Origin of the sequence: Bacillus sp. 205(2023) (assembly GCF_037027485.1) — a bacterium.
Classification (GTDB): Bacteria; Bacillota; Bacilli; order Bacillales; family Bacillaceae; genus Bacillus; species Bacillus halotolerans.
The window spans coordinates 216,045-232,156 of record NZ_JAXCHF010000003.1 but is presented as its reverse complement, the minus strand read 5'-3'; the positions used below and the strand labels follow the sequence as shown (position 1 = coordinate 232,156).

At 45.2% G+C, this 16,112-nt stretch carries 23 protein-coding genes and 1 riboswitch; of the genes, 14 read left to right on the top strand and 9 right to left on the bottom strand.

Translation table 11 applies throughout. From position 1 onward, the window contains the following. The first annotated feature begins 36 nt into the window (after positions 1-36). The 9 genes from tenA (at position 37) to cotO (ending at position 6,979) form a co-directional block, all read left to right on the top strand. Positions 37-744, top strand: coding sequence for a thiaminase II (gene tenA / locus WA325_RS11605; RefSeq protein WP_044156371.1), 708 nt, complete (start codon positions 37-39; stop codon positions 742-744). After that, on the top strand, positions 722-1,339 hold the full coding sequence (gene tenI / locus WA325_RS11600) for a thiazole tautomerase TenI (RefSeq protein WP_105953716.1): 618 nt from the start codon (positions 722-724) through the stop codon (positions 1,337-1,339). The genes tenA and tenI overlap by 23 nt, the downstream gene beginning before the upstream one ends. Further along, positions 1,323-2,432 (top strand): glycine oxidase ThiO, encoded by a 1,110-nt coding sequence (thiO, locus tag WA325_RS11595; protein WP_326325896.1) that lies wholly within the window; start codon positions 1,323-1,325, stop codon positions 2,430-2,432. The genes tenI and thiO overlap by 17 nt, the downstream gene beginning before the upstream one ends. Further along, a complete protein-coding gene (thiS, locus tag WA325_RS11590; RefSeq protein ID WP_081638285.1) occupies positions 2,432-2,632 on the top strand; it encodes a sulfur carrier protein ThiS in 201 nt (66 codons plus the stop codon). The genes thiO and thiS overlap by 1 nt, the downstream gene beginning before the upstream one ends. Next, positions 2,629-3,399, top strand: a complete 771-nt coding sequence (gene thiG, locus WA325_RS11585) for a thiazole synthase (protein ID WP_081638278.1) — start codon at positions 2,629-2,631, stop codon at positions 3,397-3,399. The genes thiS and thiG overlap by 4 nt, the downstream gene beginning before the upstream one ends. Then, the gene (thiF, locus tag WA325_RS11580; protein WP_326325895.1) at positions 3,396-4,406 is read left to right on the top strand and encodes a thiazole biosynthesis adenylyltransferase ThiF; all 1,011 of its coding nucleotides are present in this window, start codon (positions 3,396-3,398) and stop codon (positions 4,404-4,406) included. Before thiG ends, thiF begins: the two co-directional genes overlap by 4 nt. A gap of 18 nt (positions 4,407-4,424) precedes the next feature. Next, positions 4,425-5,240 carry a bifunctional hydroxymethylpyrimidine kinase/phosphomethylpyrimidine kinase gene (thiD, locus tag WA325_RS11575; protein WP_336183658.1) on the top strand — a complete coding sequence of 272 codons (816 nt, stop codon included), beginning with the start codon at positions 4,425-4,427 and terminating at the stop codon, positions 5,238-5,240. A gap of 136 nt (positions 5,241-5,376) precedes the next feature. Further along, positions 5,377-6,153, top strand: a complete 777-nt coding sequence (fabI, locus tag WA325_RS11570) for an enoyl-ACP reductase FabI (protein WP_024120941.1) — start codon at positions 5,377-5,379, stop codon at positions 6,151-6,153. Between the two features lie 100 nt (positions 6,154-6,253). Continuing rightward, complete coding sequence (cotO, locus tag WA325_RS11565; RefSeq protein WP_326325894.1) at positions 6,254-6,979, top strand: spore coat protein CotO; 726 nt, start codon at positions 6,254-6,256, stop codon at positions 6,977-6,979. Between the two features lie 86 nt (positions 6,980-7,065). Here cotO and cotZ read toward each other — a convergent pair whose 3' ends face one another. The 5 genes from cotZ to cotV all read right to left on the bottom strand — a co-directional run bounded on the left by cotZ (position 7,066) and on the right by cotV (position 9,635). After that, on the bottom strand, positions 7,066-7,515 hold the full coding sequence (cotZ, locus tag WA325_RS11560; RefSeq protein ID WP_095713608.1) for a spore coat protein CotZ: 450 nt from the start codon (positions 7,513-7,515) through the stop codon (positions 7,066-7,068). Between the two features lie 129 nt (positions 7,516-7,644). Beyond that, positions 7,645-8,133, bottom strand: coding sequence for a spore coat protein CotY (gene cotY, locus WA325_RS11555; protein WP_105953711.1), 489 nt, complete (start codon positions 8,131-8,133; stop codon positions 7,645-7,647). 150 nt (positions 8,134-8,283) lie between these two features. Then, on the bottom strand, positions 8,284-8,790 hold the full coding sequence (gene cotX, locus WA325_RS11550) for a spore coat protein CotX (RefSeq protein WP_095713607.1): 507 nt from the start codon (positions 8,788-8,790) through the stop codon (positions 8,284-8,286). Between the two features lie 88 nt (positions 8,791-8,878). Continuing rightward, positions 8,879-9,208, bottom strand: coding sequence for a spore coat protein CotW (gene cotW, locus WA325_RS11545; RefSeq protein WP_095713606.1), 330 nt, complete (start codon positions 9,206-9,208; stop codon positions 8,879-8,881). Positions 9,209-9,248: 40 nt separating this feature from the next. Then, positions 9,249-9,635: a spore coat protein CotV gene (cotV, locus tag WA325_RS11540; RefSeq protein ID WP_105953710.1), complete on the bottom strand. Its 387-nt coding sequence runs from the start codon at positions 9,633-9,635 to the stop codon at positions 9,249-9,251. 155 nt (positions 9,636-9,790) lie between these two features. On the opposite strand from cotV, the gene WA325_RS11535 reads away from it, so the two are divergent. The 4 genes from WA325_RS11535 to WA325_RS11520 all read left to right on the top strand — a co-directional run bounded on the left by WA325_RS11535 (position 9,791) and on the right by WA325_RS11520 (position 11,280). Continuing rightward, entirely contained in the window at positions 9,791-10,147 is a 357-nt protein-coding gene (locus WA325_RS11535; protein ID WP_105953709.1) for a DUF1360 domain-containing protein, read from the top strand. Between the two features lie 284 nt (positions 10,148-10,431). After that, on the top strand, positions 10,432-10,638 hold the full coding sequence (locus tag WA325_RS11530; protein WP_105953708.1) for a hypothetical protein: 207 nt from the start codon (positions 10,432-10,434) through the stop codon (positions 10,636-10,638). Positions 10,639-10,719: 81 nt separating this feature from the next. After that, positions 10,720-10,860, top strand: a complete 141-nt coding sequence (locus WA325_RS11525; RefSeq protein ID WP_105953707.1) for a YjcZ family sporulation protein — start codon at positions 10,720-10,722, stop codon at positions 10,858-10,860. 165 nt (positions 10,861-11,025) lie between these two features. Further along, positions 11,026-11,280, top strand: a complete 255-nt coding sequence (locus WA325_RS11520; RefSeq protein ID WP_024120950.1) for a stage VI sporulation protein F — start codon at positions 11,026-11,028, stop codon at positions 11,278-11,280. A gap of 65 nt (positions 11,281-11,345) precedes the next feature. On the opposite strand, the gene WA325_RS11515 is transcribed toward WA325_RS11520, so the two are convergent. Further along, on the bottom strand, positions 11,346-13,625 hold the full coding sequence (locus WA325_RS11515; protein WP_336183654.1) for an ATP-dependent helicase: 2,280 nt from the start codon (positions 13,623-13,625) through the stop codon (positions 11,346-11,348). A gap of 115 nt (positions 13,626-13,740) precedes the next feature. On the opposite strand from WA325_RS11515, the gene WA325_RS11510 reads away from it, so the two are divergent. Continuing rightward, positions 13,741-13,995, top strand: coding sequence for a hypothetical protein (locus WA325_RS11510; RefSeq protein WP_336183653.1), 255 nt, complete (start codon positions 13,741-13,743; stop codon positions 13,993-13,995). Between the two features lie 70 nt (positions 13,996-14,065). On the opposite strand, the gene WA325_RS11505 is transcribed toward WA325_RS11510, so the two are convergent. Genes WA325_RS11505 through WA325_RS11495 form a run of 3 tightly spaced genes read right to left on the bottom strand, consistent with a single transcriptional unit; the run spans position 14,066 to position 15,759 of the window. Next, complete coding sequence (locus tag WA325_RS11505) at positions 14,066-14,488, bottom strand: GNAT family N-acetyltransferase (protein WP_336183652.1); 423 nt, start codon at positions 14,486-14,488, stop codon at positions 14,066-14,068. 4 nt (positions 14,489-14,492) lie between these two features. Beyond that, on the bottom strand, positions 14,493-15,008 hold the full coding sequence (locus WA325_RS11500) for a YjcG family protein (protein WP_010333788.1): 516 nt from the start codon (positions 15,006-15,008) through the stop codon (positions 14,493-14,495). Between the two features lie 28 nt (positions 15,009-15,036). Further along, positions 15,037-15,759 carry an esterase family protein gene (locus tag WA325_RS11495; protein ID WP_095713602.1) on the bottom strand — a complete coding sequence of 241 codons (723 nt, stop codon included), beginning with the start codon at positions 15,757-15,759 and terminating at the stop codon, positions 15,037-15,039. A gap of 166 nt (positions 15,760-15,925) precedes the next feature. Then, a riboswitch (SAM riboswitch) is annotated at positions 15,926-16,046 on the top strand. Positions 16,047-16,112 lie beyond the last annotated feature (66 nt).

The following is a 16,112-nucleotide window of genomic DNA, read 5'->3' as shown; positions in this document are numbered from 1 at the left end:
AGTGGTTTTTTTATTATCAGACAGGGGGAATGACGTGTGAAGTTTTCAGAAGAATGCCGCAGTGCAGCCGCAGAATGGTGGGAAGGCAGCTTTGTCCATCCATTTGTTCAGGGGATCGGTGACGGAACTCTTCCGATCGACCGCTTTAAATATTACGTGCTTCAGGATTCTTACTATTTAACTCATTTTGCAAAGGTGCAATCGTTCGGTGCCGCTTATGCAAAGGATCTTTATACAACAGGACGCATGGCCAGCCATGCTCAAGGTACATATGAAGCGGAAATGGCGCTTCATCGAGAGTTTACGGAGCTTTTGGAAATCAGTGAGGAAGAACGGAAGTCATTTAAGCCATCTCCTACCGCTTACTCCTATACATCCCATATGTACCGTTCGGTTTTGAGCGGGAATTTTGCAGAAATCTTGGCAGCTCTTCTCCCGTGCTATTGGCTTTATTATGAGGTTGGTGAGAAATTGCTGACATGTGATCCGGGGCATCCGATTTATCAGAAGTGGATTAGCACATACGGCGGTGACTGGTTCAGACAGCAGGTGGAAGAACAAATTAACCGCCTGGATGAGCTGGCGGAAAACAGCACGGAGGAAGTGCGTGCCAAAATGAAAGAGAATTTCGTTATTTCGAGCTATTATGAATATCAGTTCTGGGGAATGGCTTATCGAAAAGAAGGCTGGTCAGACAGCGGCGTAAAAGAGGTGGAAGGGCTTGGAGCTGCACGCCATAACTGATGACCGCAAGCCGGTTGAAGATCTAGCGAGATCAATTATAGCCATTCAGGATGAGGTTGATTTCATCCATATTCGTGAACGGTCTAAATCGGCGGCTGACATTTTGAAACTGCTGGAGCTTATTTCTGAAGACGGTGTTGATAAGCAAAAGCTGGTGATGAATGGCCGGGTTGATATTGCGCTTTTTTCAAATATTCATCGCGTTCAGCTGCCGAGCAGCAGCTTTTCGCCAAAACAAGTAAGAGCCAGATTTCCTCACCTGCACATTGGGCGATCGGTGCATTCACTGGAGGAAGCGCTTCAGGCAGAAAAGGAAGACGCTGATTATGTTTTGTTCGGCCATGTGTTTGAAACGGATTGCAAACAAGGCCTTGAGGGCAGAGGCATGTCTTTGCTTTCAGAAATCAAACAGAGGATCTCGATTCCGGTTATTGCAATTGGCGGAATGACACCTGCCAGATTAAGAGAAGTGAAACAAGCAGGTTCAGACGGTATCGCTGTCATGTCCGGAATTTTTTCTTCCGATGATCCTTTGGAAGCTGCCAGACGATATTCCCGCAAGCTAAAGGAGATTCAGTATGAAAAGGCATTATGATGCAGTTGTCATTGGAGGCGGAATGATTGGTTCCGCGATAGCTTATCAGTTGGCAAAAGAAAAGAAAAACACCGCATTGCTTGAAAGCGGAACAATCGGCGGCAGAACAACAAGCGCCGCGGCAGGGATGCTTGGCGCCCATGCCGAGTGCGAGGAGCGGGATGCGTTTTTTGATTTCGCCATGCACAGTCAGCGTTTGTATCAGGGGCTTGGAGAGGAGCTATTTGCATTATCCGGCATTGATATCAGAAGGCATGATGGCGGTATGTTTAAGCTTGCATTCTCCGAAGAAGACGTGTCACGCCTGAGACGGATGGACGATTTGGATTCTGTCAGCTGGCATACAAAAGAAGAAGTGCTGGAAAAAGAGCCGTATACGGCCGGTGAGATTTACGGGGCGAGCTTTATTCAGGACGATGTTCATGTTGAGCCTTATTTTGTATGCAAGGCATACGCTAAATCGGCTAAAGCGCTTGGTACGGAAATTTTTGAGCATACTCCCGTTCTCGATGTGACACGTGGCGGTGAATCCATTTTGATCAAAACAGGTTCCGGTGACGTGCATGCGGACCATGTCGTGGTTGCCAGCGGGGTCTGGAGCGGGATGTTTTTTAAACAGCTCGGGTTGAACCAGTCATTTTTTCCTGTAAAAGGAGAGTGCCTGTCTGTTTGGAATGATGATATTCCGCTGACAAAAACACTTTATCATGATCATTGCTATATCGTACCGAGAAAAAGCGGCAGACTGGTTGTCGGCGCGACGATGAAGCCTGGTGATTGGAGCGATAAGCCGGATCTTGGCGGACTTCAGTCGGTTATGGAAAAAGCGAAAACGATGCTGCCGGCGATTCAGAATATGAAGGTTGATCGTTTTTGGGCGGGACTGCGTCCGGGGACAAAGGACGGAAAACCATACATTGGCAGACACCCTGAGGACAGCCGCATTTTATTTGCGGCGGGCCATTTCAGAAACGGGATTCTGCTTGCTCCTGCAACGGGTGCTTTAATCGGTGATCTCATTATGAATAAAGAGGTCAAGGCAGACTGGCTGCACGCCTTTCGAATTGATCGCAAGGAGGCGGTTCAGATATGATGCTTCAGCTGAACGGTAAACAAGTTGAGTGGGATAGAGACACAGGTACGATTCAGGATCTGCTTGCGTCTTATCAGCTTGAAAATAAAATCGTGATCGTTGAAAGAAATAAAGAAATTATCGGTAAAGAACAATATCACGAGGTAGAGCTTTCTGATCGTGATGTCATCGAAATTGTTCATTTTGTAGGAGGCGGATGAGAATGTTAACAATTGGCGGGAAACAATTTCAATCAAGGCTGCTGCTGGGCACGGGAAAATATCCATCGTTTGACATTCAAAAGGAAGCGGTGGCTGTTTCAGAGTCTGATATTTTAACATTTGCTGTGCGGAGAATGAATATTTTTGAAGCGTCTCAGCCTAATTTTCTGGAGCAGCTTGATTTATCCAAATATACGCTGCTGCCAAATACAGCAGGCGCCAGCACGGCGGAAGAAGCAGTTCGAATTGCACGGCTTGCGAAGGCATCCGGGCTTTGTGACATGATTAAAGTCGAAGTCATCGGGTGCAGCCGCTCCTTGCTGCCCGATCCTGTGGAAACGTTAAAAGCGTCTGAACAGCTTCTTGAAGAAGGATTCATTGTACTGCCGTACACCTCGGATGATGTGGTGCTGGCGAGAAAGCTTGAGGAGCTTGGTGTTCATGCCATTATGCCGGGGGCTTCTCCGATTGGATCGGGACAGGGGATTTTAAATCCTTTGAATCTGTCATTTATCATTGAACAGGCGAAAGTGCCGGTCATCGTGGATGCCGGAATCGGATCGCCAAAAGATGCGGCATATGCAATGGAGCTTGGAGCGGACGGCGTACTGCTGAATACGGCCGTATCAGGTGCGAACGATCCGGTGAAAATGGCACACGCCATGAAGCTTGCGGTAGAAGCAGGCCGTCTATCTTATGAAGCAGGCCGTATTCCAGCCAAGTCATATGGGACGGCTAGCAGTCCGGGAGAAGGTCTTCCTGTATGACGGACAGGTATTCCAGACAGGAGCTGTTTGCTCCAATCGGCCGCGAAGGCCAGAAGAAACTGAGAGAGGCGCGCGTTGTGATCATCGGCGCCGGCGCACTGGGAACAGCCAGCGCAGAGATGCTGGTGAGAGCGGGAGTCGGATCGGTGAAAATCGCCGATAGAGATTACGTCGAATGGAGCAATCTTCAGCGCCAGCAGCTTTACACAGAAAATGATGTCAAAAAGGAACTGCCGAAAGCAGCAGCAGCTGAGCAGCGTCTTCGTTCCATTAACAGTGATGTGGATGTGACCGGACTTGTCATGGATGTCACAGCAGAAAACGTATCCGAGCTGATTCGCGGCGCATCAATCATTGTAGATGCCGCCGATAATTTTGAAACCCGGCTCATTGTTAACGATGCTGCGGTGAAAGAAGGCATTCCGTTTCTTTACGGCGCTTGTGTGGGGAGCTACGGTCTCACGTTTACTGTATTGCCGGGAGTAACACCCTGCCTTCATTGTTTACTCGATACTCTTCCGATTGGCGGTGCGACATGCGACACAGCCGGCATTATCAGCCCGGCTGTTCTGCAGGTTGCTGTTCTTCAGGTGACAGACGCCCTGAAACTGCTGACGGGAGAGGAATGCGAGCCTGTGCTGCGCTCCTTTGATCTGTGGAAAAATGAGCGGTCAGAGGTAGGAGCAGCGGGACTTAAAGATGACTCGTGTCCAAGCTGCGGCACAAAGGATTTTCCGTTTTTATCATATGAAAATCAAACGAAAGCAGCAGTATTGTGCGGCAGAAACACGGTGCAAATCAGATCCTCTTTCACAAAAGAAGCAGATCTTGACGTGATGGCGGGGCAGCTGAGGCAGGCGGGGCTGGAAGTAGCAGCGAATCCGTATTTAATTTCCTGCCGCTCGGATGACATGAAAATGGTGCTGTTTAGGGACGGCAGAGCATTGATCCATGGAACAAATGATATTGCCAGGGCAAAATCCATCTATCATAAATGGATCGGGTAATAAAAGGAGTGTAGTTTGATGAGTATATATAAAGCCTTGACGATCGCCGGCTCTGACTCAGGCGGCGGCGCGGGGATACAGGCAGATATTAAAACCTTTCAGGAGCTTGGTGTATTCGGAATGTCTGCCATCACGGCGGTAACTGCTCAAAATACACTTGGCGTCCACGGCGTGTATCCGCTGACTGCAGAGGCATTGAGAGAGCAAATTGACGCTGTGGCGGAGGATTTGAGACCGGACGCCGTAAAAACAGGAATGCTTTGGAATGCGGAAATGATTGAAGAAGTGGCAAGGAAAATTGATCAATACGAATTAAGCCGGGTGATCGTTGATCCGGTTATGATCGCGAAGGGCGGGGCGTCCTTGCTTCGCGATGAATCAATCGCTACGCTGAAGGAGCTGCTGATTCCAAGAAGCTATGCGATCACGCCGAATGTGCCGGAAGCAGAAGCGCTGACGGGTATGGCGATCCGTTCGCTTGATGACCGGAAGAAAGCTGCGGAACAGCTGGTGAAGATGGGTGCACAGCATGTGATTATCAAAGGCGGGCACCAGCCTGAGGACAATCACATTACTGACCTTCTTTTTGATGGAAACATGTTTATGCAAATCAGCCATCCTTATATCGATACGAAGCATACGCATGGCACAGGCTGCACCTTTGCTGCGGCTTTAACAGCCCAAACCACTAAAGGAGACAGCATCCAGCAGGCATTCGAGGTTGCTGCCAACTTTGTCCGCGAAGCTGTGGAAAATACGCTTTGCATCGGATCGGGCCACGGACCGACAAATCATTTCGCTTTTAAACGAAACAGTATAAAAATAAACCGATGAGACCACCTGCTTATGGGGGTCTCTTTTGTGTTTGACTTTGGTATGCGCTTTTCATCTGGACAAGGTTATGATATGATAGGTATTAAGATCAGGTACTAATACTATGTCTTTAACAAATATAGGAGGCTTTATACATATGAATTTTTCACTTGAAGGCCGCAACATTGTTGTTATGGGAGTAGCCAACAAACGCAGTATCGCTTGGGGAATTGCGCGCTCTTTACATGAAGCGGGCGCACGTTTGATTTTCACATATGCAGGTGAACGCCTGGAGAAATCTGTTCATGAACTCGCTGGAACTTTGGAGCGAAACGATTCCATTATCCTTCCTTGCGACGTGACAAACGACGCGGAAATCGAAACTTGTTTCGCAAGCATTAAGGAGCAGGTCGGTGTGATCCACGGTATCGCGCATTGTATCGCGTTTGCCAACAAAGAAGAGCTTGTCGGCGAATACTTAAACACAAATCGTGAGGGCTTCCTTCTAGCTCACAACATCAGCTCATACTCACTGACCGCTGTCGCAAAAGCGGCGCGTCCGATGATGACTGAAGGCGGAAGCATCGTAACGCTGACTTACCTTGGCGGAGAGCTCGTTATGCCGAACTACAACGTGATGGGTGTAGCGAAAGCTTCTCTTGACGCAAGTGTGAAGTACTTAGCTGCTGACTTAGGAAAAGAAAATATCCGCGTTAACAGCATTTCTGCCGGTCCGATCAGAACATTGTCTGCTAAAGGCATCAGTGACTTCAACTCCATCTTAAAAGACATCGAAGAGCGTGCGCCGCTACGCCGCACGACTACACCTGAAGAGGTGGGAGATACAGCAGCATTTTTATTTAGCGATATGTCCCGAGGCATCACAGGTGAAAACCTTCATGTTGATTCAGGTTTCCATATCACTGCCCGCTAAGCAGATTCACCATCAAGCAGTCCCTAACAGGGATTGCTTTTTTATTTCTTCTGATTTTCAGCATTCTGTCATATAGATAGAATATGACAGAATCGGAGGGATGAAGATGTCTAATAAGAAAAGAAACGCGGATAAAAAACCGCTCATGTATATTGTTCAGCCGGATTATATGGAAACACGCTCGTCCATGCAGGAGATTGTCATTAAAAGAAAAGCCAAACCGGCTCCGCCAAAAGCAGAGGAACAGCCGGTTTACCATGAAAAAGAGCGGGAAGACATTCAGGTAAAAGGTGCCATGGAAACAGAGGAAAAAGAGCGGGAAGACATTCAGGCAAAAGATGATCAGCAAACAGAGAAAAAACAGGTAGAGGAACAAGTGAGTCAGCAAAAACAAGAGGCGAGAGAGCCGGATAACCAGAAAAAGCAGCAGGAACCGTTAGAAGAGCCGCAGGCAATTGAAGACACCGCCAAACAGCAACCTCAGGAAGCGGAAAAAAAGGAAGAGCCTGCACCTGAAGCCCGTATGCCTGAAAAGGAACCGGAGGCCGTTCATAATGCAGCTAAAGCTGAAGAAAAGACACCGCCGGCCAGAAAAGTGAAAAAACCGATGAGCAAGATGTCCATCCATGAAAAAATCGACTTTTTAACAAAACTGCCGCATAACATGCCCAGAGCACTTTGTCTGATCGAAGCCAATGGGAAAACGTACAGAGGCGTGATTGTCGGAAGAAGAAATGATTCCGTTCTGCTTCGGACGACCGGAAACGGCGCTCCGACTGAGCTGGCGATCGATGATATCACATCTCTGCACCCGTTAGGTTTTTAATGAAAGCAAAAAGCTGCCCGGCAGATCGTTCCGGCAGCTTTTTTACATAGAGAAAAGCCTGCAAATCTGCAAGCTTTTCCGCCTTATCATGAATGATGATGTGTGCGATTGATTAAACGGGGATTTAAGCAATTGATCGCGCAGAAGCAGTCTAAATCCACTTCAATGCAGTAGTGCGTTTTTTCAAGTCGGAACACTTCACAAATCGTGTCTTTATCGGTGAAGTCCAAAATGTGTTTGTGTTCGTCAAAAGCGATTAATAAGGATAGCGTTGCGCAGCTGCCATGAACTTTTTCCACTCTAAAAAATACTGTATTAAAGCAAGGTCCGTTATCCAGCTCGCCGACATTACCGAAGGCGACTAAAGGCTTTGATTTTGATGTAAATATTGCAAAAGGCACTGTATCGCCTAATGAATGGCTTACAGATAAAAGCTTGGAGTGGCAGCCGGTCGGGCAATCCTCTTCAACCGCGTTTTGCAGATCTTCAATTTGTTCTACCGCTTCACGCACGCAGCTTGATGTTTTCTGGCTCATATATTATCCCTCCTGCCTTATAATTTTGAGACTGGCGAAATGATGGAGAGTCAGCTGCCTCACTTTCGAAGCAGCTGAATGATTTGCACTTGTAATAGAGCTTGGAAGGGGATTCCTCTTTACAAGTGTTTATCCATTGTGATGATGCTTTTTATCCTTATGAGGCGAAGTTCTGTCAACTAATTCTGGTGACAGGCATTGAATCGCACAGAAGCATCCGAGGTCCACTTCGATGCAAAAATCTGTTTTTTCGAGCCCGAAGAAATCTGGGTCACAAGGGTGGCAAACACTTAAGGTATCGCCTTTGATATCGACCGGGCGTAAAATAGACAGTGTTGCACAGCAATCGCATAATTTTTCAACGCGGAAGAAAATGGATTCAAAGCATTGCATATCATCCACAAATCCCCCCACGTTTCCGAATGTGGAGAACAATCCGCCTTTTTTATCAAAAACGAGAAACGGAATTGTGTCTTTTCCAGCAATCGTAGGGTTTAAAAGGTTTGTATAGCAGCCAGTCGGACACTGTTCCTCCACTGCCTCCTGCTCTGCTAAAATCTTTTCCACTGCATCGCATACACAGTTCTCATGCCGGCCATGGGTTTTTCCGCAGCTCATTGATTTCAGCTCCTTCTTTATAGGGTATTTGACTTTAGTCCTTAACAACATATGTACTCGTGCCTCACTTGGTGTGGGTGAACGTCTATATAATCATCATATGCTGGGAAAATAAGAAAAAGCAGAGCGTTTTAGCTCTGCTTTTAGGTCCTAGAGGACGAGTGTGATAACTAGGATGGCAATGAGAGTGTTTGTTGCTGTAGAGACAAGTGTTGCAATATCGACATCTACTGTTGAGACGTTTACGCCGCGGGAGCATTCGATGAGAAGTTTTTGGCGGTTTACTTGTTTGTTAGCTGTCAGCTGCAGTAAATCTTGTGCGACTAATTCAGCAATTACACCATCTGCAATGGATGTGAGAGTTGCTGTCACGACAGCGGCATTAATTGCAGTTACAACTGATGTAACGGCTTGAACGTCTGTTGATGTAACGTTGATGTCACAAGAGTCTCTGATAATAATTGTCTCATCGGAGACCTGTTTGTTAAGATTTGCCTGAGCCAGATCTTGATTGATAAAAGCATTGTCGTCGCCGAATCCATTGCCATTGCAGCAAATATCGCAATTGCATTTTCTTTCTTCTTTTTTATCTTTTTCGTCTAACGGATGGTCACAGTCAGGATCAAGTGCAACCCAAGAGTATGGTCTGCTTTCCATATCTATTCCTCCTTTTCTTTTACTGTTATTAAATGAGCGAGCCTCTTACTTTGACTGAGGCATATATCCTGATGAAGAACCCTATTTTTTATGATTGGTTTGAATTGTTATTGTTTTGCCGTCTTTGTCTGAGCTGTTCAATTAATTGCTCTCTGCGGCTTAGCGGTTTTTCGTTCTTTTTCTCTTGCGCGGCTGCTTCTTCTTTTTTCTTCTTTTGATTTTCAACTAATGCAGCTGATTTAGCCTGCAAGTCTTTTACCAGATTCAAGAGCATTTCTTTTTCTTCATCTGATACTTTTTTCATTTTGTCTTTCGTGACGCCGTGTTTAAGAAAGATATTTTGAACAAGCATTTTCGTCATTGGATCAGCTTCCGGCAGCTTTGCAAGCTCTTCTTTGAATTTATCGTTATCTGACATTTGTTTTCACCTCGACTTTTAAGTTTATGAAAAGAAAGGGTTAAAGGACGTCAAGTTCATTGAGAATGCTGTTTAGCACCTGAAGCAAAATTTGTACAAAGGTTATTATTTCGTCGGCAGATAAAGTAATTTTGATGTTTCGACTGTTGATAATTTTAATGATGGTTCTTTTTTTGATTTGGGAGTTATCGAGGATGAGTATTTCGCTTGCGACTGCGTCAGCTAAGTTCTCGTCGGCGATGACGAGCTGTGTTGCCAGGATAATCATTGTTGTGACCAAGGCTTGTATAGAAAGGGCAGCTGTTATATGTGACGTATCTATTGTGATATTTTCGCAATCAATGACTTCGATCTGCTGCTCGAATTCGCTAGATAATTGCTCAAATATTTCAGGATGCAGGGATTCAACTTTTTCTTCAAATGACATAACCTTCACTCCTTTCTTATCCATACTGTATATAATGCAGAACAAGTGCAGAGCGGAATAAGAAAAATAACCAATTTTCAACAGGACAAGATACAAATTCATGAAAGCTAGGGTTTCTGCATATATGTGAAGGGGATGATGAAAGGAGTGAACAAGTGGTTATCAATTGGCTGTCTCTTTTCCTTCTTTCGCTTGCGGTCTTCCGGCTCGCGCGTCTTTTCGTGTTTGATACGATTATGGCGCCGCTTCGCAGCCTTTTTCATGAAGAGAAGGAGGAAAAGGATGCGGACGGGAACATTGAAACGTATATTGTCATAAAGGGAACGGGTGTGAGGGCGTTTATCGGTGAATTGCTGAGCTGCTATTGGTGCACAGGCGTGTGGTGCGCCGGCTTTTTGATTTTGTGCCAGGTCTTTATTCCAGAGGCGGCCCAGTGGCTGGTTTTGCTGCTTGCGATCGCAGGGCTGGCCGGTATTATTGAAACCCTTGTATCAAAATGGCTGCAGGAATAAGGCATTCCCATCAGCAACTTTCCGTCAGTATCCGCATAAAGTAGTATATATGACATAAGGAAAGGAAGGGATCAAAGTGAATCAATTTAACAAACCTTCCCAAAAAACTCCATATACAGATTCATCGTATCAAACAAAAAAGATCAAAAAGAAAGGCTGCGGGTGCGGCAGTAAAAAGAAAAAACCTCAATAGCCTGACCCTTACAAGAGACCGGAGATGTCCGGTTTTTTGTTTTTTTAACAATGCTGATTCGCTCAGCATATATCATAAGAGGGGGGATCTCATGAACGAGTTTGAAAAATTCATAGAGGGCAGGTATGGACCGCACGATCAAAAGCAAAACAAACATGACAAGACGATCAAACGTATTGAAAAGGAATTGGCTTTATTTGACGAAGCCGGCCTGTCGTTTGAACAAGAAATAGAAGAATTGGCTGAAAAGACGGAAGACTTACTGAAAAAACGGCAGGCTCAGCATGATCCATCATAAATCCGCAAACGCCCTATGCGGATATCCAATCCGATCATGATGTCTCACATAGTGTATAGAGAGTAAAGGAGGTGCTTAGTTATGGGCTTTGGTTACGGAGGCTGCTGCTACGGCGGCGGTTATTCTGGAGGATATTCAGGCGGTTACGGTTCAACATTCGTTCTTGTGGTCGTACTGTTCATTCTTCTCATCATCGTAGGTGCATCTTTTTTTAACTACTAAGAAATGAATGAAGGAGGAAGTGCGGATGATTCCCGTGCTTCTTCCTTACATTGTGTACCCTTTGCTGCTTTTTAAATCAGTAACTTATTTTTTGATTGCAAATCATCACATTATGCGTAAAGCGTTCATACAATACTGTATTACTCCGCCAAAAGGAGGCGTATCATGGATAATCAATTTTTTAAGAACATTGAAAAGAAAACAGGCGTGAACATGCAGGATGTCATGAATCTTGCAGGATCACTTCAAAACGCCAATTTTAAAGATGAAAACACAGTCCGCAGCGTCATTAAACGCGTGGCGCAGCTGGCAAACAGACGCGTGCCGAAAGAACTGGAAGATAAGATTGTCCAGTCCATTACAAGCGGAAAAGAAAAGCTTGATTTTGGAACAATTTCTAAAATGTTGGATAGTAAATAAGCGGATGGCCTGGGCAGCGGGCCTTTTTTACAGTGAAAAACCCGGCAGTATCACTGCCGGGCTGTTTATTTGGGCAAGGGCTGTCTCGTTTGCTGCAAAAGAGGATACAAAAACCTTGAACGGTGGGCGGTTTTGCCGCGCCTGTTTGCGGGACAAGACAAATATAAATGCTGTTTGGCCCGTGTCATTGCAACATACAGAAGGCGTCTTTCTTCCTCAAGCGGAGCTTCGTCTCCCTTTCTCGCTGTTTCTAGTGAGAAATCATGCGGGATGGAGCCGTCTACCGTGCCTAATACATAGACGGTTTTGAATTCGAGGCCCTTTGACCGGTGAATGGTCATCAGCTGCACGCCGTTTTCATCCATTTTGTTTTTTTCAGCAGCCCGCATGTGATCAACATGGGCGAGAAAGTCAGGGATGGTTTTGAATTTTTTGGCGACAACCTTGACGTCACGCAGGTCATCAGAGCCTTTTTCCAGCTTATTTCCTTCGTTGCCCCGTTTTTTTAAGTATTCGGAGAAGCCCATTTTTCCTTCGGCAAAGGTAATGGCTTCCACCGGCTTCATGGTGCGGATGCTTGCGAAAAAGGGCACGATTTTTTTGATTTTATCCAGCTGGAACGGCTTCAGATCCGGCAGTTTGGCCAGCGCCTTGATCATGGAGCAGTCCTCGGTAATCGAGAGCGCCTTCAGCGTGTTTAAAGCAGACTGTTTTAGAAATAAGGCAGGCAGCAAGTGTTTAATCGCTTCAGCATCATCCTCGTTTTGGCTCGCGTATAAGTATGCGAGTATCTGGCGGACGATCCTTCTGCTGTAAAAGGACTGGACGCCGCGATCTGCGGTATACGGAATTGATGATTGATGAAGCCTTTCATAAATGGCGCGGCCGGCGCTGTTTGTCCGGTAGAGAACCGCAAAATCTTCAGGGTTTGCGCCGTTTTGAATTTTTTCTTTCATATCGGAAACCACCATTGTCGCTTCTTCTTCTTCGTCATAAGGATAAAACAGCACAGGGACCTGCGCATCGTCACGTGCGGCTTCCAGCATCTTGGCATACCTGTTTTTGTTCTTTTTCACGACAATATCAGCACTGGAAACGATCGGATGTGTTGAACGGTAGTTCGCTGTTAAATAGATTGTTTTGGCACCGGGATAATCCTTTTGAAAATCCAGAATAAAAGAAGGGCTGCTGCCGCGAAACGCATAGATTGACTGATCGTCGTCACCGACACAGCACAGGTTTTGTTCCGGACTCGCCAGCATTTGCATGATTTTATATTGAACCGGATTAATGTCCTGAAACTCATCGATTAAAATATACGTAAACCTAGATTGATATTGCTTCAGAAGGTCAGGCCGTTCTATAAACAGTTCATAGCAGGCTGATGCCATATCATCAAAATCAAATTGGCGGTGTTCTTTTTTCTGTCGCTCATAATATTCGTATAGGCGGTAGACTTGTTTTTCCCACTCATCCTTTAAAGTAATACGTTCATTCGGCAAATAAGTGTTCTTCCAGAACCCGATTTGCTGCAAGGCCTGATCGACGGGGAACTCTTTCTCATCTACGCCTTCTTCATAGAGTGCTTTTTTCATATATTGTTCCTTTTGCCACTCCATTTTCAGCAAATGTTCGCCATTCCATTTGGCAGAATCATAGTGATACAGGATTTTATAAAACAAACTGTGGAATGTCCCGGTGACAAGTCTTCTGACTTTTGACGGCTGTAATCCGTACTGCTTCGCCATGCGATCTTTCATTTCCGCGACGGCTTTTGTTGTAAAGGTGACAAGCAGCATATGTTCAGGCGGTATGTCTAAGTGTTCGATCATGTGGGCAGCGCGCGCGGTCAGCACACGTGTTTTTCCGCTTCCTGCACCGGCAAGCACCAATAAAGGGCCTTCCGTTTCCGTGACAGCTTTCAGCTGATCTGTGTTTAAGCCGACAGTCGGAAAAAGGCTCATATCAGGTGTTTCCGGTCTTTTTATAAAAGGTGTACCAGGTTTAATATGTCTTGGAGTCTGCCAATCCGTGACACCGGGTGCCGGATCAGCTGATATCGCTTTTCCTTTAGGCAAACGAAAGACGCCGGATTCCTGAAAGTCTTCTTTTCTCTCTTCTTTCGCCGGTTTCGGTTCGCAGGCTTCCTCACACGCCGGGAAATCACCAGGCTGCCGGTGAATAAATGCAGGCGGTTCAGCGATGTTGAGCCTTAACAAAACAGGCTTTCCGCAATGAGAACAAAATAAATTCCCTTTTATTCCTTCTTCATAGAGGAATTGATAATGTTCTCTCGAATATGTATGTAAATGTATTGTTCGATCATTCAGTCGGGCGCATTTCAAAAAGGGGTCCTCCCAATAAAAAGGTGTTCATTACAGACAAAGACTATCATATCAAAAGAAACGTGTTTCAAAAAGTAAGTTTAAGGGAAAAGAACAGCAGAAGGGTGGGTATCGTATGATATATGCAGGTCAGATTCAGAACCAGCAATACGCTCAATATGCCAATCGCACAATAGGCCATAAACAGGATTATGCCGGAACAGAGAAGATCAGCTATGTTTCGTTTCAGCGGGTATACAAGGAACTTGAAAAACAGCAGGAGAATCTAACGGCTGCTGAAAGGAAAGTAAATGAGGCAAAACGTAAGCGCTCTCTTTATAAAAGATTGCGAGAAAAAGGGATAGGCACATCTATTAATCGATATGTATAAAAAACCGTTCACATGAGAGAGCGGTTTTTTAGATGCGAAAAATCCGGATCTCAGAAGACCCGGATGGTGTTTAATCCTTAATCATTTGCAAATGGGGTATGCCAGCATCGAGAAATTCCTCTTCAGACAGCACCCGATATCCATGTTTTTTGTAAAATGGCACTGCTTGTGTCTGCGCATTTAACATAAAACCTGAAGCACCGCCGTCTGCTGCCGCTTTTTCCAGCGCTTTCATAATGATGCCGCCGACACCGGCTGAGCGGTGGCTTTTTAAGACACAAATTCGCTCTAATTTGCCGTATCCGTTCTTTAGCCGCCATCTTCCGGCGCCGACCGGCTGATCTCCGTCATATACCACAATATGCTCTGATTCGTTTTCGAGCTCATCAATTTCTTCTTCAACTGGTACGTTTTGTTCTTTGACAAAGACTTCTTTTCTTACATAATATGCATCTTTCATTTGTTTTTCATTTTTAGCGATAACTGCTTCCAATCGTTTATTCTCCTCCGCCTAACAGGAACGTTTCATATACCGTCCACGAACCGTTTTCCAATTGATACAGCAGATGAAAACGGTCAACAATTTCTTCATGAGATACTTCCTGCATTTTTAACTGCCCTAATACATCCGAATGCTCATCGTCGGAAAGGTTTTGGCCGACCGTCACATGCGGAACAAAATTGTATTCCTGATTACCGGCTAATACACCGGTGTAAAGTTTTTCATTCAGTGTTTTTAATTCTTCCGTCGGTTCTGCTTTAATGTAAATGACATTATTGACAGGCGCAAAAGAACTGTATTTGGTCATTTTGAGAACAATCGGATGAGATTCTTTAGCGATTTCTCTCAATTGTGATACCAATTCACCGGCTTCCTCTTCCGTAAATTCAAATGAAGATCTCAGCGTCAAATGAGGCGGGATCAGGGAATAGCTCGGATCATAGCGCTTTCTGTAAGAGTTCGCGAGATCTTGCAGTTTTTTTGATGGAAATAAAACAATTCCGTATTTCATAGTATGTCCCTCCTGAAAATAAAGTATGTTAGAGCATTTTTTTCAGAGCCGGCGTAATGAGCGGCTGCCAGTATGTCCACTTGTGGTCTCCGTCAAATGGCTCAAAATAATAATCGGAAAGCTTTTCCTCCAAAAGCTTTTTCAGCTCCTGATTCGGTTCTGTGAAGTCCAAAATATTGCCGTCTGTCGTATGGACGTCTGTTTCTTTTGTTCCGATTTGGTGATAAAGAGAGAGGTGTTTGATGTCGTCTGACTGTTTCACGGCTTTTAATACATGTTGATCTACATAGGGAGACTGCATGATGATGTTACCAAACATATTCGGATAATCAAGCGCTGTCATAAGAGAAACGGTCGCTCCGAGAGAATCACCGATCAGTGTCCGCCCGTAGCCGACTTGGTACGTCGGAAATTCATGGTCCGCAAAAGGAACTAGCTCGTGGGCAATAAATCGTTTATATGCCGAAAACTTAGAACCTTCCGGATGATAGGTTTTTCTGCGTTCTTTTACATCCTTGTAAGGAACACCGATAATAATGCATCGGTCTATTTCTCTTTTGGACAGCAATTCCTCCACTTGTCTGCCGATTCTCCCCAGCCTGAAATAATCGTGGCCGTCCTGCGCGATAATAAGATGATATTTATAAAGAGGGGAGTAGTTTGACGGCAGATAAACGAGTACTGTCATTTCCTCGTTAAGCTCTTTTGAAAAGAGCTTCTTTTCTTGAACTGTGCCGTTTTTCGGTGCCATAATACATTCCTCCAGGACATCACTAGACTTTCTTGCGTTTGAAATTATTGTACCATGAATTATTAGAAATTTCTCTCTTTAAACAGTTCGGTGCCCGAAGAAAAAAGTATTGAAATAAACTGCAAATTGCGCTAATATAAAACAATCAGAAAATTGAAATCGATATTTCTTATCGTGAGAGGTGGAGGGACTGGCCCTTAGAAACCTCAGCAACCGGCTTGTTTTGCATACGTGCAAAGCGCCAAGGTGCTAAATCCAGCAAGCGAACTATGCTTGGAAGATAAGAAGAAGCGTTAAACCCCTTCTTCTTATGAAGAAGGGGTTTTTATTTTGAAAAGGGAAGGTGTCAGCTA